Source organism: Bacillus sp. EB106-04-04-XG123 (genome assembly GCF_058791855.1).
On sequence record NZ_JBYTDZ010000003.1, the window covers coordinates 13,739 to 36,513 of the forward strand.

Annotated in this window: 17 protein-coding genes; 7 read left to right on the plus strand and 10 right to left on the minus strand. The window is 42.2% G+C overall.

All coding sequences use genetic code 11. The annotated features are described in order from the left end of the window. The first annotated feature begins 152 nt into the window (after nucleotides 1-152). The 3 genes from gltC to AC3WTB_RS10460 all read left to right on the plus strand — a co-directional run bounded on the left by gltC (nucleotide 153) and on the right by AC3WTB_RS10460 (nucleotide 4,708). On the plus strand, nucleotides 153-1,055 hold the full coding sequence (gene gltC / locus AC3WTB_RS10450) for a glutamate biosynthesis transcriptional regulator GltC (RefSeq protein WP_034280677.1): 903 nt from the start codon (nucleotides 153-155) through the stop codon (nucleotides 1,053-1,055). A 94-nt stretch (nucleotides 1,056-1,149) separates the two neighbouring features. Beyond that, nucleotides 1,150-2,886, plus strand: coding sequence for an ABC transporter ATP-binding protein (locus tag AC3WTB_RS10455; protein WP_492333690.1), 1,737 nt, complete (start codon nucleotides 1,150-1,152; stop codon nucleotides 2,884-2,886). Then, nucleotides 2,879-4,708, plus strand: a complete 1,830-nt coding sequence (locus tag AC3WTB_RS10460) for an ABC transporter ATP-binding protein (RefSeq protein ID WP_492333691.1) — start codon at nucleotides 2,879-2,881, stop codon at nucleotides 4,706-4,708. Before AC3WTB_RS10455 ends, AC3WTB_RS10460 begins: the two co-directional genes overlap by 8 nt. 49 nt (nucleotides 4,709-4,757) lie before the next feature. Here AC3WTB_RS10460 and AC3WTB_RS10465 read toward each other — a convergent pair whose 3' ends face one another. Further along, nucleotides 4,758-5,585, minus strand: a complete 828-nt coding sequence (locus AC3WTB_RS10465) for a MerR family transcriptional regulator (protein WP_338591187.1) — start codon at nucleotides 5,583-5,585, stop codon at nucleotides 4,758-4,760. An 87-nt stretch (nucleotides 5,586-5,672) separates the two neighbouring features. Between AC3WTB_RS10465 and AC3WTB_RS10470 the strand changes: the two genes are divergently transcribed. Then, nucleotides 5,673-6,242, plus strand: a complete 570-nt coding sequence (locus AC3WTB_RS10470; RefSeq protein WP_492333692.1) for a GNAT family N-acetyltransferase — start codon at nucleotides 5,673-5,675, stop codon at nucleotides 6,240-6,242. 70 nt (nucleotides 6,243-6,312) lie between these two features. Here AC3WTB_RS10470 and AC3WTB_RS10475 read toward each other — a convergent pair whose 3' ends face one another. The 3 genes from AC3WTB_RS10475 to proC are packed head-to-tail and all read right to left on the minus strand — an operon-like array spanning nucleotide 6,313 to nucleotide 9,543. Continuing rightward, nucleotides 6,313-7,581, minus strand: coding sequence for a glutamate-5-semialdehyde dehydrogenase (locus AC3WTB_RS10475; RefSeq protein ID WP_492333693.1), 1,269 nt, complete (start codon nucleotides 7,579-7,581; stop codon nucleotides 6,313-6,315). A gap of 18 nt (nucleotides 7,582-7,599) precedes the next feature. Further along, nucleotides 7,600-8,718 (minus strand): glutamate 5-kinase, encoded by a 1,119-nt coding sequence (gene proB / locus AC3WTB_RS10480; protein WP_492333694.1) that lies wholly within the window; start codon nucleotides 8,716-8,718, stop codon nucleotides 7,600-7,602. Between the two features lie 27 nt (nucleotides 8,719-8,745). Further along, the gene (gene proC / locus AC3WTB_RS10485; protein ID WP_492333695.1) at nucleotides 8,746-9,543 is read right to left on the minus strand and encodes a pyrroline-5-carboxylate reductase; all 798 of its coding nucleotides are present in this window, start codon (nucleotides 9,541-9,543) and stop codon (nucleotides 8,746-8,748) included. Between the two features lie 470 nt (nucleotides 9,544-10,013). Between proC and AC3WTB_RS10490 the strand changes: the two genes are divergently transcribed. Together AC3WTB_RS10490 and AC3WTB_RS10495 are read left to right on the plus strand one after the other, a co-directional pair. Continuing rightward, complete coding sequence (locus AC3WTB_RS10490; protein ID WP_492333696.1) at nucleotides 10,014-11,210, plus strand: cytochrome P450; 1,197 nt, start codon at nucleotides 10,014-10,016, stop codon at nucleotides 11,208-11,210. 131 nt (nucleotides 11,211-11,341) lie between these two features. Further along, a complete protein-coding gene (locus AC3WTB_RS10495) occupies nucleotides 11,342-13,384 on the plus strand; it encodes a molybdopterin oxidoreductase family protein (RefSeq protein ID WP_492333697.1) in 2,043 nt (680 codons plus the stop codon). Nucleotides 13,385-13,628: 244 nt separating this feature from the next. On the opposite strand, the gene AC3WTB_RS10500 is transcribed toward AC3WTB_RS10495, so the two are convergent. From AC3WTB_RS10500 to xylA, 3 genes are all read right to left on the minus strand, one after another. Then, the gene (locus AC3WTB_RS10500) at nucleotides 13,629-14,315 is read right to left on the minus strand and encodes a glycoside hydrolase family 11 protein (RefSeq protein WP_059375506.1); all 687 of its coding nucleotides are present in this window, start codon (nucleotides 14,313-14,315) and stop codon (nucleotides 13,629-13,631) included. Nucleotides 14,316-14,402: 87 nt separating this feature from the next. Beyond that, a complete protein-coding gene (gene xylB, locus AC3WTB_RS10505) occupies nucleotides 14,403-15,902 on the minus strand; it encodes a xylulokinase (protein WP_492333698.1) in 1,500 nt (499 codons plus the stop codon). Between the two features lie 35 nt (nucleotides 15,903-15,937). Next, nucleotides 15,938-17,275 carry a xylose isomerase gene (xylA, locus tag AC3WTB_RS10510; protein WP_492333699.1) on the minus strand — a complete coding sequence of 446 codons (1,338 nt, stop codon included), beginning with the start codon at nucleotides 17,273-17,275 and terminating at the stop codon, nucleotides 15,938-15,940. A 210-nt stretch (nucleotides 17,276-17,485) separates the two neighbouring features. Here xylA and xylR point away from each other — a divergent pair, with 210 nt between their 5' ends. After that, nucleotides 17,486-18,646 carry a transcriptional repressor XylR gene (gene xylR, locus AC3WTB_RS10515; RefSeq protein WP_099663414.1) on the plus strand — a complete coding sequence of 387 codons (1,161 nt, stop codon included), beginning with the start codon at nucleotides 17,486-17,488 and terminating at the stop codon, nucleotides 18,644-18,646. Between the two features lie 47 nt (nucleotides 18,647-18,693). Here xylR and AC3WTB_RS10520 read toward each other — a convergent pair whose 3' ends face one another. The 3 genes from AC3WTB_RS10520 to csaA form a co-directional block, all read right to left on the minus strand. After that, nucleotides 18,694-20,301: a glycoside hydrolase family 43 protein gene (locus AC3WTB_RS10520; protein WP_492333700.1), complete on the minus strand. Its 1,608-nt coding sequence runs from the start codon at nucleotides 20,299-20,301 to the stop codon at nucleotides 18,694-18,696. Nucleotides 20,302-20,325: 24 nt separating this feature from the next. Further along, the gene (locus tag AC3WTB_RS10525) at nucleotides 20,326-21,717 is read right to left on the minus strand and encodes an MFS transporter (RefSeq protein WP_039179225.1); all 1,392 of its coding nucleotides are present in this window, start codon (nucleotides 21,715-21,717) and stop codon (nucleotides 20,326-20,328) included. A gap of 513 nt (nucleotides 21,718-22,230) precedes the next feature. Continuing rightward, nucleotides 22,231-22,563 carry a chaperone CsaA gene (gene csaA / locus AC3WTB_RS10530; RefSeq protein WP_039179228.1) on the minus strand — a complete coding sequence of 111 codons (333 nt, stop codon included), beginning with the start codon at nucleotides 22,561-22,563 and terminating at the stop codon, nucleotides 22,231-22,233. Nucleotides 22,564-22,775: the final 212 nt, after the last annotated feature.

The window sequence follows — 22,775 nt, forward strand, 5'->3', positions numbered from 1 at the left end:
CGTTTCTCTCCCCCGTTTAAAAGATCCGTTTTTCACAGTAATAAAATCTCACAAACTCTGTAACTTATTTTAAGTTTTCAAATTGATATAAACAATATATAATTTAGATCAAAACAATCTCTTTTTGAGATAGATGGGTGTGAAGTGCAAAAATGGAGCTTCGTCAATTACGTTATTTTGTAGAAGTCGCAGACCGTGAACACGTGTCAGAAGCGGCTGAAAACTTACATGTTGCCCAATCTGCCATCAGCCGGCAGATTGCGAATTTAGAAGAAGAACTTGGAGTGGCCTTATTCGAACGAGAAGGACGAAATATCAAATTAACGAAGATCGGCAGACAATTTTTAGATCATGTCAGAACTGCACTCAAAGCCATTGATTACGCAAAAGAGCAAATTGATGAATACTTAGATCCGCACAAAGGGACGGTGAATATTGGCTTTCCTACAAGTCTAGCAAGCCAAGTGCTCCCTTCTGTCATCTCCGCTTTTAAGCAGGAATATCCAGAGGTCGATTTTTTACTTCGTCAAGGATCCTATAAGTTTCTCATTGAAGCCGTTAAAAATCGTGATATCGATCTTGCCTTCTTAGGACCTGTACCGACAAACGATTCTCAAATAGAAGGAAATATTTTGTTTTCTGAAAGCATTTATGCCCTTTTACCGGTTAGCCACCCCTTTAGCGGACAAAGGAGCATTCATTTAAGTGATTTAAGAAAGGATCATTTCGTGTTATTTCCTGAAGGGTATGTGCTGAGACAAATTGCGGTTGATGCTTGCAAACAGGCAGGCTATGAGCCTACCATTTCATCTGAAGGAGAAGATTTGGATGCGATTAAAGGTCTCGTATCGGCAGGTATGGGCGTTACCTTATTACCCGAAAGTGCCTTTTATGAAACAACACCGCGATTTACAGTGAAAATTCCGATCGATTTTCCTCAAGTGAGAAGAACGGTTGGCATTATTGCATCTAAAACGCGAGAAATGTCTCCTTCTGCCCATGATTTTTATGTGTTTGTGAAGGATTTCTTTTCTAAAATTGAACAATATAAATAATTCACTAAAACAAGACATTTCATTTGTAGAAATAATCCCTCTTTGTATATGATGGGTTACAGAACAAAAGACTATATGGAAGAAAGGTATTTGTATGAAATCAATTTTATCATTTTTAAAGCCGTATCGGCTGTCCGTTGTGTCCATTGTTATTCTCACCTTTTTAAGCAGTATGCTCCAGCTGTATTTACCGACGTTAACAGCAGATATCGTTGATGTCGGAATCGTCCAGGGAGATATTGCTTACATATGGAAGGTTGGCGGCTGGATGGTGGCTTGTTCTTTACTCGCCATTTTGCTCACCATTTGGAAGTCTTACTTGTCATCAAAGACAGCACTTGGCTTCGGCCGTGATATGAGAAGACAGCTGTTTGTGCATGTCGAACAATTTTCATTAGAAGAATTTCAAAAGATCGGCACGTCTTCCTTTATTACAAGATCAACAAATGATGTGAAACAAGTCCAAGATGTGACGATCATGATTTTACAAATGATGACGCGGGCCCCGCTTATGCTTGTGGGCGGAATCATTTTGGCTGTTTCCAGGGATGCTGTCCTGTCTCTTATCTTTTTAGCAGCCCTCCCCCTTCTTGGCGGATTTATTTATTTGGTGTCAAGAAAAGCCATTCCGCTATTTGGCCAGCTTCAGAAAAAAACAGACCGGCTGAATTTAATTATGCGAGAATCTCTTTCAGGCATCCGGGTCATTCGTGCATTTAACCGTGTGGATGATGAAAAGCAGCGATTCCAAGAAGCTAACACGTCCTATAAGGATACTGGGCTTAGAGTCAACCGATTAATGGCTTACTTGTTTCCATTTATGCTGATCATCATGAACTTCACGAATATCGGTATTGTCTGGCTTGGGGCAAACCGAATTGATGCCGGAGAAATGGAAGTTGGGAATCTCATTGCGTTCATTCAATATGCGATGATGATTTTAATGGCACTGATTATGCTGTCGATGAGCTTTATTATGGTCCCAAGAGCACAAGCATCAGCTAAACGTATGAATGAAGTGTTAAACATGGAACCAAAGATTAAAGACAAGGAAGAGTCTATGACTGAGCTTCACAAGCCCGCGCAATCCATTCGCTTTGAGGATGTATCATTTTATTACTCAAATGCAGAGAAACCGGCTGTTCAAAACATCACGTTTGAAGCCAAAACTGGCGAAACAACAGCCATTATCGGAAGTACGGGTTCTGGAAAAACCACGCTGCTCCAGCTGATGACGCGCTTTTATGAAGTGACAGAAGGCCGGATTACACTAGATGATGTAGACATTAGAGAGCTGCCACAGGAAAAACTGAGAAACCAGATGGGCTATGTCTCGCAAAAAGCTGTTTTATTCAGCGGAACCATTGCCGAGAATGTGCGCTTTGGCAATCAGGATGCAAGCGATGAAGACGTCTGGCAGGCGCTGCGAACTGCGCAGGCCGAGGAATTTGTTTTGCAAAAAGATGGCGGAATTGATGCAGAAATTGATCAGGGTGGTTCAAATCTATCGGGCGGCCAAAAGCAGCGGCTTTCCATTGCAAGGGCGCTAGTGCGAAAACCATCATTCTATTTGTTTGACGATAGCTTTTCAGCACTTGATTACAAAACAGATGCAAAGCTGCGGGCATCATTAGAAGCAGAAAAAGCACATGCAGCCCTCATCATTGTCGCTCAACGAATCAGCACAGTGAAGCATAGTGATAAAATCATTGTACTTGATGAAGGGAAAATCGCAGGTATCGGAACACACGAACAATTAATAAAGGATAATCTTGTGTACCAAGAAATTGTCGCATCACAGGAAGGTCAGGAGGTGAGCGAGGATGAGTAAGAAAATGTCTTCCGGCATGGGCCATAAAGGCGCCCACCCTAAAGGGCCAGCCGCAAAACCGAAGGAATTTAAGAAAACACTGCTTCGGTTGACAGGCTATTTAAAACCAAGAAAATTTCAGCTGATCATCGTCTTTATTGCAGCAATTGGTTCAACTGTCTTTAATGTCATTAGTCCAAAGCTGCTTGGGGATGCCACCTCTTCCCTGTTTGACAGCTTTACGAATGGAACAGCTGTTCAATTTGATGTCATTTCACGAATACTTTTGCTACTTGTCGTCCTGTACGTCGTTGCTTCTCTCTTTTCATTCGTTCAGCAATATGTCATGGCCGGTGTCTCTCAACAGACCATTGCTGAATTACGCCAGGAAGCAAATGACAAGCTCACACGTCTCCCCCTTCGTTATTTTGATAAAACAACCCACGGGGACACACTAAGCCGTGTGATGAATGATATCGATAATATTAATACATCGCTTCAGCAGGCGCTCACCCAAGTGATTACATCTGTTATTACAGTCATTGGGATTGTCGTGATGATGCTCTTCATCAGTCCGCTGCTTACATTGCTTGTTTGTTTGACGCTGCCACTCAGCCTGTTTGCGATTCGCGGCATTACGTCATTTTCACAAAAGCATTTTAAAGCGCAGCAAAAAGAGCTTGGGACGATCAATGGCCATATTAATGAGATGTTCACAGGTCATCAGACAGTCCGTGCGTATGGCTACGAAAAGAAAGCGATCGATACATTTGATCAATTAAATGAAAAGCTGTATGAATCTTCAAGGAAAGCGCAGTTCATTTCTGGTTTAATGATGCCAATGATGACCTTTATCGGGAACCTTGGCTATGTGGCAGTCAGTGTAGCCGGCGGGATTCTTGTCATTAACGGGAATATTCGTGTCGGGGATGTGCAGGCGTTTATCCAATACACACAGCAAATGTCTCAGCCGCTTGTGCAAGCATCAAGCGTCGCAAACTTAGTTCAATCAGCGATCGCTTCTGCTGAAAGGGTCTTTGAAATCCTTGATGAGGAAGAAGAAAGTACCGAAGAAGATGCGGCAATTGATCTTGCATCACTCTCAGGTGATGTGAGCTTTGAACAAGTTCAATTCGGATATGAAAAAGATCATCCGATTATTAAAGATTTGAATTTAGATGTGCAAGAAGGACAAACGGTTGCCATTGTCGGACCAACAGGCGCAGGAAAAACAACCATCATCAATCTTTTAATGCGTTTTTACGAATTAGATCAAGGCTCCATACGCATTGGCGGTGTCAAAACAACTGATCTCAGCCGTCAGCAAGTACGAGAATTATTTGCGATGGTTCTTCAGGATACGTGGCTCTTTGAAGGAACGATTTACGACAACATTGCCTACGGCAGGCAGCACGTTTCCAAAGAGGATGTCATCAAAGCCGCCAAACATGCCTATGCGGATGATTTCATCCGTACACTTCCAGATGGATATGACACACTGTTAACAGAAGATGCCGGCAACCTGTCACAAGGTCAGCGCCAGCTGTTAACCATCGCCCGTGCCATTTTATCTGATCCAAAGATCTTGATATTAGATGAAGCAACAAGCAGTGTGGATACACGGACAGAGATGCATATTCAAAAAGCAATGAATGAATTGATGAAAGGCAGAACGAGCTTCGTGATTGCACACAGACTTTCAACGATCAAGGATGCAGACCTCATTTTAGTCATGAAGGATGGAAGCATCATAGAAAAAGGATCGCACAGCGAACTTTTAAAACAAAAAGGCTTCTATGCAGATTTATATATGAGTCAATTTGCCGAAAATCAAGTTGGTTAACATCAAAAAAGAGGGTAAACACGCATGTCACATGCTGTCTACCCTCTTTTCAATTGTTATCTGCTCGCTTCTTCACTTTTACACTGAGCTTCGTTATATACTCTGCTTCATCTTTAGACATGAGCGAATGAAGTAAATACTCCTCAAATACATCTCCATCCAGCAACATGCCCTCTTTCTCGATTTCATCTAATAAATGCGAATAAGCAGACTCAATCTCATCATATGTACCTTGATCATATATCACCGCATAGATCCCGCCAGGTTTTTTCACTGCCCCCGGTCCATCCATTCGGCAGAACAGCTGATCTGACTGATGATAATGCCGCTTACGGAACTGCTCCTTTTTTAAGACAGAACCATTTGCCGCAGCTCCTTTTATGCCAACTCCCTTTAAAAATTCCCCTACAATACGCGATATTTCTTCTACAGGTGTATTTAAGTCAATCGGGTTTGAAGCACTTAGTATAACTGGTTCTTCTGGCAGCTCTTGAAACAGAACCTCTCCTATTTTCACAGTTGATAATTCATGCGTTGTCTCGATCACCCGCATAAGAAAAGCTTGGATATCTTGCAGTTTTTCAATCTCTTGTTTGACCTTTTCTACTTGGTCGGCCGCTAGGCTTTGCAGTCTCTCGCGAGAAGGTTCTGTGAAATATTGTTTTAACTCTTTGATCGGAAATTGAACAGCCCGCAACGATTGAATCGCAATAAAATGGTCAAATTGCTCAAGTGTATAGTAACGGTAGCCATTTTCATGAACACCAGCCGGCTTAAATAAATCGATTTTATCATAATACAGAAGCGTATCTTTTTTTACATCAAATAGCTTGGCAAACTCTCCAGTGAAAAACGTTTTTTGCACATCATTGATCATGATGAAGGCTCCTTTCTTGACTATGGAGTTACTCCATCCTTTATCATAACATGCAGAAACACCACTACGCAGGGAAAGGATAAGAAGATGAACAAAATAACTCAACATGAAGTGACATTAGCACATGCAAATAAAGAGGACTTCCCTTCTATGAAAAAAGAGCTTCAGAAAGCTTTTACAGCTGGCGTGATCGACGCATTTGGAGATGCGCAGGATGGACCGATTCCACCAGATGAAGTAATTGATGAATCTTTTCATTCGAATGAACACATTGTTTATCATATTATGCTAAATGGCGAAAAGGCAGGCGGCGTTGTTATCAAAATCAACCAAGAGACACATCACAACTCGGTTGATTTGCTATACATCTCATCATCCTCTCACGGCCGGGGCATTGGCCAGGCAGCATGGAAAGCCATCGAAGCGCAATATCCAGAAACAATTGTATGGGAGGTTGTGACCCCATATTTTGAAAAACGTAACATTCATTTCTATGTCAACAAGTGCGGCTTTCAAATAGTTGAATTTTATCACTTACACCATCCAGACCCAAACGCACCTCGTGAAGCAGATCAGGGCAATGAGACTCTAGCACCTGAGGAATTTGAATTTTTTAAATTTGAAAAGGTGATGAAGAAAAACGTTTCAAACGGATGATAACGAGCATTTCTTTAAGATAAAGTTAAAAACACTACCTCATAAAAAGGTAGTGTTTCTTAAATCTCTTCTAGTTTCTAATCTGACCGTCGCCACATAGAAGCAGCTTAGTTGTCGTGAGTGCAGGAAGTCCCATTGGCCCTCTTGCGTGGAGTTTTTGAGTAGAGATGCCGATTTCTGCTCCATAGCCAAGTGCGCCGCCGTCTGTAAAGCGAGTCGATGCGTTATGATAAACAGCCGCCGCATCGACTTCGTTTAGAAACGTGAGTGCATGTTTTTCATCTTCTGTCACGATGGCTTCTGAATGCTTTGTGCCATACTGATCGATATGGCTGATCGCTTCCTCGATTGAATCGACTACCTTCACTGCAAGATCAAGACTTAAATACTCATCTGTCCAATCCACTTCCCCAGCAGGAACCGCATCTGAAAAGTAAGACTCTGCTGCCTGATCGCCATGTACAGTGACACAGTGCTCCTGCAAAGCTTCATTTAATGAGGCTGCATTCTCTTTCAGCCAATCGCGATGAATAATCAGCGTCTCAAGTGCATTACATACAGCCGGACGATTCGTTTTCGCATTGATCACAATCTCAATGGCTTTTTTCACATTCGCGGTTTGATCAATAAAAACATGACAGTTTCCTGTCCCTGTTTCAAGCACTGGAATAGTGGATTCCTCCACCACTGTTTTGATTAAAGAAGCTCCGCCTCGCGGAATTAACACATCGATCCATTCTTTTAGTTGAAACATCGCCTGAACCGATGAACGGTCTGTTTGTTCAATCAATTGCACCGCATCACGAGGAATTGTTGTTTGATCCAATGCTTCATGAATCACACTGACAATGGCTTTGTTGGAAGAAATAGCGGAGGAACCGCCTTTTAAAATCACTGAGTTGCCTGCCTTTAAGGCAAGGCCTGCTGCATCGACAGTGACGTTCGGTCTCGCTTCATAGATCATCCCGATCACGCCGAGCGGTACTCTTCGGCTTTTCACATGTAAGCCGTTATCAAGAGTCCATTCATCCAATATTTCTCCAACAGGATCTGTTAATCTCGTCACGAGCCGCAAACTTTCAGCAAACTCATGAATTCTTTCTTCATTTAACATTAACCGATCTAAGAGTGCCTCTGAGAAGCCCTTTTCTTTCCCAGCATTTAAATCTTTTTGATTCTCCTGTAAAATGAAGCGGCTTTTTTGCTCTAACGCTTCTGCCATTTTAAGCAGCGCGTCATTCTTTTCCTCTGTCTGAAGTAAACTTAGTTTTTTTGAAACGTGCTTTGCTTTTTTCGCTTTTTCTTTGACCGATGTGACAACTTCAGCTGTCAGTGTCATGGAATTCCTCCCTTTTGGTTAACAAACTGGAATCGATAAATCTAAATGACAAACAAATGCTTCAAGATCGACGACATGAACGATTTCATCTTGTAACAAGTCAATCTTACGTGCGAGTTCATCTGACGCATAATTCACAATGCCAAGCCCTATTTCTCTTCCATCTTGATCTAAAATACGGACGACATCGCCTTTTTTAAATGAACCTTTCACACTGACAATCCCATCAGAATCAAGACTTCCCTCTCGGCGCATGAGAAATTCCTGTGTTTTCTCTTGAACCATGATCTCCCCTTTTGGTCCAGAATGAAAGGCAATCCACTGCTTCTTATAGTTCAGCGGCGCTACATTTTCGTCAGCGGTAAAATAAGTCCCGTCCTCTGTCCCATTGATCGCTTTGTCTAAAATGTGAGGCGTATCTGCTTTTCCTAAAAAGCCATTGATACCTGCGGCCATTGATATTTTAAAAGCATCGAGCTTTGATTTCATTCCGCCTGTACCTACACTGCTGCCTGCGTCTCCAGCAGCTGCTTCGATGTCTTCTGTAATGTCAGTGACTTCAAGAATTCTCTTTGCATTTGGATTTGTATGAGGATTATCTTCATACAAGCCATCAATATCAGATAAAATGGCAAGGAAATCCGCATCAATTAAGCCAGCTACTTTTGCAGACAATGTATCGTTGTCTCCAAACTTCAATCGATTGATCGTCACTGTATCATTTTCATTAATAATGGGGATGATGCCTCGATCTAATAACACATTCATTGTGTTGCGCACATTTTGATAGCGCGTTTCATCAGAAAAATCACTTCTTGTGATTAAGAGCTGTGAGGCAATATAACCGTGTGATAAAAATAAAGTAGAATATGATTCCATTAAAAGCCCTTGCCCAATTGAGGCAGATGCCTGCTTTTCCGGCAGTGTTTTCGGTCTATCGATAAATCCTAGTTTTCGGTAACCAGCTGCAACCGCACCAGATGAAACCAAAATGACTTCGTGTCCTTCATCTTTCAGTTTCACAATTTGATTGACGAGGTTTTCTAGTTTTTTTAAACTAATCTCACCTTGAAAGCTAGTAAGAGAGCTGCTTCCGATTTTCACAACAATTCGTTTTCTCTCTTTATCTGCGTACACCTTATCACTCCTGTACCTGAACTCTATTTATATAGATACTTTTTGTTTTTGCTGATTGCTTATTTCTTTTGATCGATTGGCAGCATGTTTAACAGCCTGCTTGATCGCTTCTCCTCCGCCAAAATCATCTAATGCATTCAGTCCAGCAGCAGTTGTTCCATTTGGTGACGTAATTTTCTCTCTTAGGACTGAAGGATTTTCCTCTGTTTCTTGGAGCATTTTTGCCGCACCGAGGAGTGTCTGCACGCCGATTTGGCGAGACAATTCCTTTGATAAACCTGCCTCTTCTCCTGCTTCTTCAATTCTTTCCATTAAGAAATAAAAGTAGGCGGGCCCGCTTCCAGCAATTCCAGTGAAGATATCCATTTGCTCTTCCTGAATGGTATAGACTTCGCCCATTTCAGATAAAAAAGCCTGACTTATACTCATATGATTGTTTTTCACATAACGTCCAGCAGATAAAGCAGTCGCTGATGCGCCGATCGTACTTGAGGTATTTGGCATGACCCTTATAACAGGCTGACCTTCGTGCAGCATGTCTTCAATATACAATAGCTTAACACCTGCAAGGACAGACATGATAAGCTGATCTGGCTGAATACGAGATTTTAATGATTCAAGTGCTGCTTCAGCATCCTTTGGCTTCATAGCCAGGATCAACATATCCATTTCTTCAAAAGGAAATGAATCCATTGCGGCTGTTTGAATTCCGTATTGTTTCGTTAGTTCATTCAATCGAAGTTGATTTTGTCTGTTTGTTGCGTAGATTTGGCCTAGCGGCATCTGTCCTGATCGCACAATCCCTGCAATCATTCCTTCCGCCATAGAGCCTGCTCCAATGAAAGCAACTTTCTTTTGATCAATGATATTGATCCTCTCCCTTGTTCGCTTTTTGTTCGCGTTTTTCGCACGTTAGTAATCGTAACATGATGAGAAATCGTGTCAAGAAAGAGCCAGAGCTTTTCAAAAGTCCCGAATGCATGGCCGATAGCTTGCTGTAAGTATGTTAGCCGTGTTTTTCGAATACAGCAATTTAGATCAAAAGAACTATCATCATTTGAATCATAGGACCCTTTCGTTCGACTGAATTCACCATTTTATTTTTGGTTTCGGTGACTTCAATTCTATTTTTTAGAAAGCGCTCTCATTTTAATCACTTTCTATTTTCCTATTTGGTGAATGTGCTTGAATCTTTCGATTAGACTATTGACATATTTTAGAAAACATGTCCGTTGAAATGATATTTTACTGGTGATACCGTGAAAGAGAAATCATGTGAAAAAGGAGCGTTCATAATGAAAGTGAAAGAAAACTATGTCAATGTGATTCCAATGAAAGAAATCCGTTCTACCGATGACCTTCTTTTCCCATTCCCTATTTACAATGAGCTGCGTGCAGAAAGTGATATTAGATATGATGAGACAAGAAAGTGCTGGGATCTCTTTCGATATGCGGATATCCAGTCTGTTCTAAAGCAGCCTAAAGTGTTCTCTTCACAGCGGGGAAGAAGCACGTCTAAAACAAGTATTTTAACGATGGATCCTCCAAAACATACAAAGATGAGAGCGCTCGTGAATAAAGCATTTACTCCAAAAGCGATCAAACAATTAGAAGATAAGATCAAAGACCTGACACATGATCTATTAAATCAAGTCAAGGATCAACGTACGTTTGATATCGTGCAAGATTTAGCAGCTCCCCTGCCAGTGATGATCATCGCTGAGCTTCTCGGTGCAGAGGTGCAGGACAGAGAGCTGATTAAAAAACATTCTGATGCCCTTGTGGCAGGTGCTAAGGATGAATCAAAAGAAGCCATTCAGGCTGTTGTAGATATGCAAAAACGCGCTGAAGAGGAGCTGTCCGTTTATTTTGCTCAATTGATCAAAAAACGAAAAGAAACGCCTGCGGATGACTTGATCTCGCTTCTCATTCAAGCGGAAATCGATGGAGAGCGTTTAACGGAGAATGAACTGCTTGGCTTTTGTATTCTATTACTTGTTGCAGGCAATGAGACAACGACCAATTTAATAACCAATGCCGTACGACTGCTGACAGAGCAGCCGCATATCGCTGAATCCGTTCGACAGGATCCCTCTCTTATTCCTCAATTAACTGAGGAAACATTGCGGTATTATCCGCCTGTTCAAGCCATTGGCCGAATCGCCGCAGAGGATGTTGAAATTGCTGGCGCACGCATTGAAAAGGGAGACTACCTCATCGGCTGGGTTGCTTCAGCAAATCGGGATGAACAGAAGTTTGAAGATCCAGATACGTTCCGGCTTGATCGGAAATCAAATCCGCATATGAGCTTTGGGTTTGGCATTCATTTCTGTCTCGGTGCACCGCTTGCCCGGCTTGAAAGCAACATTGCGCTTGATGTTTTAATCCATACGTTTCAAGACATCACCTGCGCTACAGATCAGCTAAAACCTATACAAAGCACGTTTGTTTTTGGGGTGAAAGAATTTCCTGTACAAGTCACCCGTTTTTAAAAGTCCCTTTTTCAGGGGCTTTTTTTCATTTTCTTCAATTCATCATCTCTTTCTTACCTTCCACCTCCGAACATGCTAAAATAAAGTCCATACAAAGCGATAACGGAATGCAGAAAGGAAGCCGAAAACTCATGACCGATTATACAGCGATGAAAGACGGAATATTCAAATCAGTTTGTTCGTTAGATTGCCCGGATCAGTGCGGTCTTTTAATACATAAAGAAAATGGAAAGATCGTGAAAGTGCAGGGGGATCCGGATCACCCTGTCACACAAGGAAACATATGCAACAAAGTGCGTAATGTCACAGCCCGTTTATACGATGAAAAAAGACTGACCACTCCTTTAAAACGTGTTGGTAAAAAAGGCGAAGCACAGTTTGCACCGATTACGTGGGAAGAAGCCATTGAAACCATTCGTCAAAAATGGACAAAGCTGATCGAAGAAAAAGGGTCAGAAAGCATTTTGCCTTACAGCTTCTATGGGAACATGGGCAATCTCAACGCAGAAGGAATGGACCGCCGCTTTTTTTATCGTCTTGGTTCAAGTCAGTTAGACCGGACGATCTGTCAGTCAGCGGGAACGACTGGCTATAAATATACAATGGGTTCAAGCATTGGGACAGATCCTGAAGACACCATTCATACGAAACTATTTATCTTTTGGGGCATCAATGCCGTATCGACCAATATGCACCAAATCACCTTGGCACAAAAAGCGCGAAAGCAAGGAGCTAAGATTGTTGTGATTGATGTTCACAAGAACCAAACCGGCCGGATGGCAGATTGGTTCATTCCGCTTCGTCCTGGTACTGACAGTGCGCTTGCCCTTGGCATCATGCATGTCCTTTTTAAAGAGGAACGTACAGATGAAGCCTTTTTAGAGACCTACACGGTCGGCCATAATGAGCTGCGCGAGCATGTGAAGCAGTATGATCCAGACACAGTTGAGCGAATCACGGGTGTCCCTAAGGATGACATCATGACACTAGCTAGAATGTACGCTGAGACATCGCCATCTCTCATTCGCATTGGGAATGGTTTGCAGCACCATGATAATGGCGGGATGAGTATTAGAACGATTTCCTGCCTCCCTGCCCTGACTGGTCAATGGCTGCACAAGGGCGGCGGAGCGATGAAATCAAACTCTTCTTTTCTTAGCTATAATGAAACAGCTCTTCAGCGGCCGGATTTATTAAAAGAACGCACGCCTAGATCATTTAATATGAATCAGCTGGGCAGCGTGCTGACAAGCGCAGAGCCTTCCGTTGATTCTCTCTTTATCTACTCGTGCAACCCAGCAGTTGTAACACCTGAAGCGAATAAAGTCAGAGAAGGTTTGCTGAGAGAGGACTTATTTACAGTGGTTCATGATTTATTTCTAACAGAAACAGCGGCGTATGCAGACATTGTCCTGCCGGCGACATCTGCCTTTGAAAATGAGGATTTCTATACATCATATTGGCATCATTATATTCAAATTCAGGAGCCAGTGATAGAACGCTACGGAGAAAGCAAATCCAATACTGAAGTATTCCGCCTGCTAGCTCATGCGATGGGCTTTGAAGATGAAGCCTTCCGAGAGACAGATGCTGAGCTCATGGAACAAGCTCTTCATCATCCAGAAAATCCGCATTATGAGGACATTTCATACGAAGCATTAAAAGAAAAGAAATGGATCAAAGCAAAACGTGGAACTTTCGAGGAATTAAAGCTTCAAACCCCAAGCGGAAAAATTGAGCTTTATTCTGAACAAATGAAAAAAGACGGGTATCCAGCACTTCCAACCTATGTGCCCCTTTATCAGGAAAGCGATTATCCGCTTACCTTTATACCGGGGCCTAACCATAATTTTCTGAACTCCACCTTCTCACTTCATGAAAAGCATCAAAAGCTTGAGAAATTTCCAAAGCTTTACATGAATGAACAGGATGCAAAGGAAAGACAAATTGAAGATGGTGACATGGTCCGTGTGCTGAACGACCGAGGAGAGTGTGAGCTTGTCGTGTCAGTCGGTCAAAATGTATTATCTGGTGTGGTGGTCAGTCAAGGATTATGGGCAGATCAAAAAGGCAAAAAGCATTTAGTGAATGGATTAACACCTGATCGATTGGCAGATATGGGCGGCGGCGCGACGTTTTTTTCTGGCAGAGTCGAAGTTGAAAAATTATCATAGAAAAAGTAAAAGCCAGCAAAAACTGCTGGCTTTCAGATTGTTGACAAAGGGCTAAAATGATCTTGATTTTAGCCCTTTGTCTTCTTTTCAGCGTGATAGAAAACCTTTGAAGTCTAGGAAGCTCGAGCACTGGAGCGGAGCGAATTTGACATTCGTGAGCACCAGCGCGCAGAGCTGACAACGAATGCAAGGGTTTGTCTACACGCTGAAAGCCAGCAAAAACTGCTGGCTTTTTGATCTGCTTTTATCGTCCAATAAACAGCTGGTTGGTCATCACATTCGCACTTCCGCTGCTTTGGTAGCCTTCTACAGTAAATGCCGTTTCATACATTTTACCCATTGGCATGCCTAAGCTTTCCCATTTATTAAAATGCGCACTGACGGAGACCGTTCCGCTTGTACGTTTGGTTTGACGTACACTCCAATATTGCTTGAAGGTCGCAATCCCGATAATGGAAGGCTGATTGACGCGGGTCGTTTCATAAATGTCATATGTGCCTCCATCGGCATAAAATGATCCTTTATACGCTCCTGTTGGACGATATGTGCCCCATGAATCAACAATGTAGTATTCTGCTAATGGAGATTGTGTCCAGCCATAGACACATAAATAGGAATTCCCGCCTGGGTTAAAGTTTGCGTTGTAGTTGATGGAGATGTTGCCAAGCTGATGATGAGTTTTAGTGGAATCAAACTTCTTTCCTTTCCGAAATAAAGCATTTCCGATACTGTTCCAGCCTGCAGTAAATGCCCCGCCGTTATTGAGTGTCATCGAGGTGTTTCCATAATCCTTCCATAATTCATAATCGTATCCGCTATGTGTACCCATTTCATTATTATAAATCGTTTTCGCATCAACTGGCACAGCCGTCAGTGTCAGCACAAATCCAATACACACCACAAACAATAGCCTCAATCTTTTCAAATTCATTTTCCATCCCTCTCCTTTTTTCATCCGTATTGTTCTGTCATCCCTAAGGTGAAAAAACCATCACCTCCTTTCATGCAGCCTTCTCAGTTAGATGAAACGATACTGCTTTAACCCGGCATGGATATCTCTTGTTTGTGTATAAATCCTTTGATACAAATGAAATAGATCAGCATATACTTCCGCATGCTGCTGATTTGGCTCATAAACAGCAGCTTGATGGATCAACTGATGGGCACATACTTCAAGTGACGGATACCATCCGCAGCCAACCGCAGCAAGCATGGCTGCACCTAAAGCAGGCCCTTGTTCATTGTCTAACTGGATGACGTCAGCCTGAAAAATGTCTGCTTGCATTTGAAGCCATGTCCGGCTTCTTGCACCGCCGCCAATGGACACAATAGAATCTATGTTTTTTCCTGCCTGCCGGAATAATGCGATAGATTCATTCAGCGAAAAGGTAATTCCTTCTAACACAGCCCTGACAACATGTGCCCTTTCATGCCTGCTGTCTAATCCAATCAAGCTGCCACGGATGATCGAATCCGCATGAGGTGTTCTTTCCCCGACTAAATAGGGAGTAAAAAGCAATCCTTTCGCTCCTGGCGCAACATGAGCCGCACCTTCTAAAAGTGATTGGAACGATTCCTCAGGTGCCAGTAAGTGTTTTGCCCAGTTAAGACTATATCCCGCTGAAAGGGTGACGCCCATTGTGTAAAAAGCGTCTTTTTTTGCATGGTGAAACAAATGCAAATTCCCCTGAAGTTCCCTTTCATGATCTTCTTCATAGGAGAGAATGACACCCGACGTGCCGATGCTGCATAACGTGCGGTCAGAGGATAAGATGCCAGCACCAATTGCTCCGCAAGCATTATCTGCCCCGCCGGCAAAAACCTTCACGCCTTCTTTCATCCCAACATCACGTGCAATGTGCGGCAAAAGTGTACCAACCTCCGCCTCTGATGTGACAAGTGGCGGGCAAATATGAGGAGAAATATCAAATGCCTGACAAATCTCCTCACTCCACGTCTGTTCACCGATATTTAACAGCAAAGTGCCAGCCGCATCAGAATAATCTATATGGACAGCGCCTGTTAAACGAAATCTGACATAATCTTTTGGGAGTAAAAACATGTCGATTTGTTGATCAATATGTGGTTCATGTTCCTTTACCCATAGTAATTTAGGCAGTGTGAATCCTTCTAACGCCTGGTTTTTTGTGATCTTTTGCAGCCGGTCCCCCAGCTTTTTTGTCATGTGTTCACATTGTGCTGTCGTTCGTGTATCATTCCATAAAATTGCAGGGCGGAGCACTTCGCGAGATTCATTTAATAGAACCAACCCATGCATCTGTCCGGAAAAGCTGATGCCTTCGACTTGCCTTGAATGAACAGGTTGCTTTGCCATCAGTTCTTTCATCACAGCTATTGTCTGCTCTACCCAATCTTCAGGATGCTGCTCACAATATCCCGGTTTCTCTTGAATGAGGCGGTACGGCTTAGAGGCTTCGCAGCACACCTTTCCGCTCTCATCGACTAATATCGCTTTGACCCCGCTCGTTCCAAGGTCAATTCCCATCACATACTTCATGTTTTCACTCCTTCAAAACAGGTCCGCCCCTTCAATTAATCTTCTAACAAGTATTGGTTTAAACGGGCTTTCAGCTGTTCCTCTCTTCCTGATTCGTTTCTGATCAAAGGATGTTTCAGCGCATATTCTTCTAATGTATGAAAGTTTGCCTTCCCTTCTGAAATGTCACGTCCAATTCCTTCAGAAAAGCTGCGATACCGGTGCTTTATCACATCTTCAAACACACGATCTTCTATGAGTCTATGAGCGACCCGCAGTCCCTTTGCGAATGCATCCATTCCGGCAATATGGGCATATAAAATATCTTCAAGTTCAAAGGAAGCTCTTCTCACTTTTGCATCAAAGTTGAGACCGCCAGCCCCTAGCCCGCCATTTTGCAAAATTTCATACATGGCAAGAGTTGTGGCATACAGATCGGTTGGAAATTCATCTGTATCCCACCCAAGAAGCGTATTTCCTTGGTTCGCATCAACAGAACCGAGCAGCCCATGAATTCTTGCGACACGCAATTCGTGCTCAAACGTATGGCCAGCCAGTGTCGCATGATTGGCTTCGATATTTAATTTAAAATGAGAATCTAATCCATATTGCTTTAAAAAAGCGATGGATGTCGCTGCATCTGTGTCGTATTGATGAGTTGTCGGCTCCTTTGGCTTTGGTTCAATTAAAAATTGACCTGTATACCCAATTTCTTTTGCATAATCAACAGCCATATGCAAGAAGGCCGCCATGTGATCAAGCTCTCTTTTCATATCTGTATTAAGCAGCGTATCGTACCCTTCTCGTCCACCCCAGAAAACATAATTTTCTGCACCAAGTTCTTTGGCGGTTTCGATGCCTTTTTTAACCTGCGCGGCCGCATAGGCAAAGACATCTGCATGACAAGATGTCGCAGCACCGTGTACAAATCTAGGATGCTTGAACATATTGGCCGTGTTCCACAGCAGCTTTACTCCACTTTGCTGCATGTATTCTTTCATTCTTTCTAAAATGATGTCTAATTGTTGATTGGTCTCTTGAAGCGTCTCTCCCTCTGGCGCGATATCGCGGTCATGGAATGAAAAATACGGTACATCTAGTAGGTCAAAAAGCTGAAAAGCGACTTCCAATCTAGCTTTTGCTAAATCCATTCCGCTATAGGAGTCCCATGCTCTCAGCATCGTGCCAGTTCCAAACATATCAGTTCCATCAGCGGTTAATGTATGCCAATAAGCGACTGAAAAACGCAGGTGGTCTTTCATTGTTTTTCCGCCAATCACTTCGCTTGGATTATAGTATTGAAAGGCGAGTGGATTTTTTGATTGTTTTCCTTCATATTGAATTTTGCTGATTCCTTCTAAGCTGTATAACGTTTTCATATTTGATTTAGCCATTCTTCATTCCTCCTGAGTACACTTTGTAAGTTGATTCAACAAACGAATGATCAATGTATGAGAAAATCTCTTTGAATTTTCCATATTTTTTAGTTTTTTAGAAATATTTTCGTTATAATAAAGTTAAAATCATCTTTTTTATCGAATACATACGGAAAAAAGCAGCTCTTCTCAACTTAATCTAAAGACGAAACAAATGGAGTGGATAACGTGGATATCGCTGATCAGAACTTTGTAAAAAAAATAAATCAAAAACTATTATTAAAAGAAATTCTCCAGCATGCGCCCATTTCGCGAGCAAAATTATCTGAACGCACTGGATTAAATAAATCGACTGTTTCTTCTCAAGTAAGTACGTTAATGAAGGAACATCTTGTCTATGAAATCGGCCAAGGTGAGTCTAGCGGCGGGAGAAGACCGGTTTTACTGATGTTTAATAAACGTGCTGGCTGCTCCATCGGGATTGATGTTGGTGTTGATTATGTCAATGGCATATTAACAGACCTTGAAGGGTCCATTCTTTACGAAGAGCAGATCAAGCTCCCACCGAGCTCTCCTGATGTGACGATACGTAAATTAATTGAATTAATACAGCAGCTCATCACACAAATGCCCTCTTCCCCATACGGGCTCATTGGCATTGGTCTATGCATACATGGGTTAGTAGATGCAGATGAACAAATCGTGTTTACGCCTCATTCCAAATGGAAAAATGTTGATCTGAAAAAGCCGCTCCAAGACACATTCCAAGTGCCGATCTTCATTGAAAATGAAGCAAATGCCGGTGCATATGGTGAAAAAATCTTTGGTGCCGCTAAACACTATGACCATTTGATTTATGCAAGCATCGGCACTGGCATAGGGATCGGAATCATTATCAATCATCACTTATACAGAGGAGCTTTCGGCTTTTCTGGTGAAATGGGACATATGACGATTGATTTTAATGGACCAACATGCAGCTGCGGGAACCGTGGGTGCTGGGAATTGTATGCATCTGAGAAAGCCTTGTTTCAGTCTCTTCAAACAGATGGTCAGCCCATCTCCCATCAAGACCTGGAACAGCTGGCCAAGTTAAATGATATGAGAACGCTCAATGCTCTGCGCAACTTTGGTTTTTACCTTGGCGTCGGTCTCACAAACGTCCTTCATACCTTTAACCCGCAAGCCATTATTTTAAGAAACAAAGTGATCGAATCACATCAAACGGTTCTACATGTGATTGGGGAGGAGGTATCCTCGCGAATGGATACGCAATTCAGCTCACAGATAGAGCTGCTCCCCTCATCATTAGGACACAATGCACCAGTATTGGGGATGACATCTCTTGTCATAGAAGCTTTCCTGCAAGATGCCACCCTCACAACATGATCTATTTATTTTCCAATAAAGACAGCCCGTAGCGCGTTGTCTTTTTTTTATTCATCTGTTTCCTCATAGCGAAAATAGTGAAAATCAGCAGGCAGACGCTCGCCGCTCGTATCTTGACACTGCATACCGACAAACGCCCCTGTAAAAAATCCCCCACCTCTAATGAAATCATCGGATAAATGGATGGATTCAAGCGGCACATCAATTTCCTTCCACTCTTTTTGATCAAAAGAATAAGAATATTTATATGTCTCTTTCTGAACGGTCACTTTTAAATAGACATAAGTGACCTCGTCTGGAATGATGATTTTATGTGTCAATGGCTGAGAAAAGGCAAGGTTTTCACAGACAGATAGTTCAAGCGTGCGCCCAAGTTCCTCATCATATGTCACCTGGAGTGCTGTCCAGTTTTCCGTATTATAATAATTCACAAGACCAGCGGCTTGCTGAAAGTTTTCTGGGAAGAACGAAACAGCTGTCTCTGCTTCAAAATAAAAGCTTTGCCAGCGCCTTGCAACAAAAGCTTGGGTAAACTTAGACGTTAAAGATTCGTGACCGAATAACCTTAAATGCTGAGGTTTCTCCGTTAACGAACCAATCTGATCAGTAAACGGAATTCTTAATGTTTGGAAGTGTCTATTTAGTGTTGATTCTTTAAATTCATCGACTGTATGATAGGTTGGTGCAAAAACCTTTTCTTCGATCTTTGGCGCTTCAACCTCAAGCGTCCCCTCTTTTCCGCCAACAACATAAGGCCAGCCATCCTTCCATTCGAGCTTTTGTATGGCTGTTTCTCTTCCTAAAGGGCACCACCCTCTCTGTTGAAAAATAGATTCCTTGCTTGATTGAATTGGGCGGCCAGTGAGATGAGCGAGATACCATTCATTTGTATGCGTTTGAACGATTGAAGCATGCCCGCATTTTTGAAGCGGATGTTCAGGCGCATGGAAGGCACTTAAAATCGGGTTATCAGGATGAACCTTATAAGGTCCTTCAATATGCGGGGACCGGGCGATCGTTGCCGCATGCTCATACCTGGTACCTCCTTCTGCCGTTAATAAATAGTAGTAGTCACCGATATGATACAGATGCGGCGCTTCTGTCAGTTTAATCGGTGTGCCTTTAAAAATGACCTTCCTTTGACCGATGAGCTTCTTTTCAGCCACACTATATTCCTGCAAGGCAATACCTGCAAAGGAATGATGCTTTTCCCTATGATCCCACAGCATATTTAAGACGTATTTCTTCCCGCTTTGATCATGGAATAAAGATGGATCAAACCCGGAGCTGTTGAGCCGGATCGGTTCACTCCAATCGCCGTCCACTTCGCTTGCCGTGACCAAATAATTATGACCGTCTTTAAATGGACCATCCACTACTTTGATATCTGAATAAATAAGCCAAAACTGCCCATCCGCATAGCTTAAGCACGGTGCCCATACTCCGCCAGAATTAGGATTTCCCTTCATATCCAGCTGCGAGGTTTTTTGCAAAGGACGCGCAGCAAGGCGCCAATGGACGAGATCTTTTGAATGATAAATTTGCACCCCTGGAAACCACTCAAATGTAGAGACGGCCATATAATAATCTTCTCCGACACGACAAATACTTGGGTCGGGGTTAAACCCTTTGAGCACTGGATTGGTAATCTTCATTGAACTTCCTCCTCTTTCAGAGACCTACATTTTAAAATCGTCCATATGATCGATATATACCTTGTCTCTGTTCTCAAGCTCCCGTACAACTTTTTTATGTTTTTCTTCATCTAGGTTATAAAAATTAATATCCACCATCGCTAAAATCAGTAAGCATACAGGAATCACCGTTGTCGTGATTAAAATGCCAAGTAATGCTTCTGGTGTTTGCACTTGATTCGCAATATAGCCAAAGCGATCGAGTACAAGCCCTGGCACAATCCCGCCTAATGCCATTCCAAATTTAAAGAAGAATCCGATGATGGCATAGATGAGTCCACCCATCCTTTTCCCTGTTTTATATTCGCCATATTCAACGGTTTCAGGAATGAGCGCCCACATATATGCACCGGCTGTAATACTTCCTGCAGCTGCAACTAGCCTGAAAATAAGTATTAAAGTGATTTGACTCGGCGGTATCACAAGTAATGCAAGAAGACCTACGATATTCAGCAATAATGAATAATTCAGCAGCTTTTTCTTTCCTAACAGCTTGTGCAGTTTTGGAATAAACGGCAGCACCATTAAAGCAGGCAGACTCCCAATGAGTCCGTACCATTTCACTAAATCTTCTCTGCCGAGGTTATACGTCACATAATAGATCCCAACAGAGTTGCTGATCGAGTTCACGCCAAAAATAATAATAAAGAAAATGCTTAATACAACAAGCGGACGATTCACACGTAACTGGACAAAGATATCACTGAACTTAATTTTTTCCTCCGGCTTTTGAAGCGTGACACGTTCATTCGTGCTTTTAAAACAGAAAATAAGTAATGCACCGCCAAGAACGCCGAGAAAAGCCATCGTCATCTGCCAGCCGAGGGCTGTATTTCCTGTTTTATCACTCAAAAAAGTCGCAAGAAAAGGAACAAAAAAAGCAACAACTAGACCTCCGAGATTAGCAAAAAGCATACGAACAGACGTAATACTGACAACCTCTTGGTTATTTCTTGTCATTGCGGATGTTAAAGCACCATAAGGAACATTGATGAATGTGTATGTAAGCGATAAACCAACATACGTGATGTAGGCATAAACGAGTTTACCCATTTCAGAAAGATCAGGTGTTGTAAAGCAAAGGATGGCGAGTACCACAAAAGGAAACGCCCCGAATAACAAGTAAGGTCTGAACCTGCCAAAACGGCTGTTCGTTCGATCCACCAATGCACCAATAAACGGATCTGCAAGCGCATCAATGGCCCGAACAACTAAAAACATCGTCCCTGCTGCTGCCGCTGATAAACCATACACATCTGTATAAAAAAATAATAGATACGTAGAGACAGTTGCATAAATTAAGTTACATGCGAAATCTCCTGAAGCATATCCCACTTTTTCAGACATACGAATCTTTTTTAAATTCTCACTTACCATGAGCTTTCTCCCTTCTTCTCTTAGCCTCTTCTAATGAACAGATGATGGAGGGCAGCAGCAGTCAATGCAATGAATATAAAGCGCTTTCAATTTGTTGTAAAAATGAAGCTGAACATCTAACCCTTTCAGCTTAGCCCACATACGCAGCAAATGATTTGAATGACAGAATCATCCCCTTCAATAGTCGGATCATCACTTAGAACTCATCTTAGTTTATCGACTAAACAAACTAAGATGAGTTCATTTTATAAAATCTGATCTGACTTTTCAATATTTTTCGAAAAAATAATCCAAATAATTGATTTCTTGTCATTTTTCTGCTGAAATGACGTGAAAAACTGAAGTGAATCATTTAATGGTTGCAATTCAGCTCATCCCATGCTATATTTATCAAGCGATGAGCTGAATTGTGTAAGTCGGGTAACATGTCTCCTTGAGACACACACGAATGTGGCGTGTGGTTATTCCGCCTCAATACGCAAAAGACATCTTCTCAGGAAGATGTCTTTTTTCTTATCCTATTTTTGTCCCATTTTCTACAGGCTCATCTGTTGCTAGTAATACTACGTCTTCTTTTGACGGCATGCCCCCTAATACAAGCACTTCTGACTTGAACCCTGCAATTCTTCTTGGCGGAAAATTGACGACTGCTACGATTTGCCTGCCAATGATATTCTCAGCTGTATACCGTTTTGTCAGCTGAGCACTGGATTGTTTTAGACCAATCTCTTCACCAAAATCAATCTTGAGTTTTAATGCAGGTACTCTTGCCTCTGCAAAGAATTCTGCTTCGATAATCGTCCCAACACGAATATCTAACGCTAAAAACTGTTCAATATCTGCCATCTGATTCTCTCCTCTTCATTCCAGGGTAAGTTCATTTACTAGAGACATCCATTGTTTTTTCATTGTAGCACATTCATTTCGTAAAAAAAGTGAGTCAAAAAGCCGATTCATCGCAAATCCAACCTTTAGTTTACATAATAATTTTATTGTCTTGTATTAAATGTTTGCATCCTGAAAATGAATTCAGTAAAATGGCAAATAATCCTACTGCT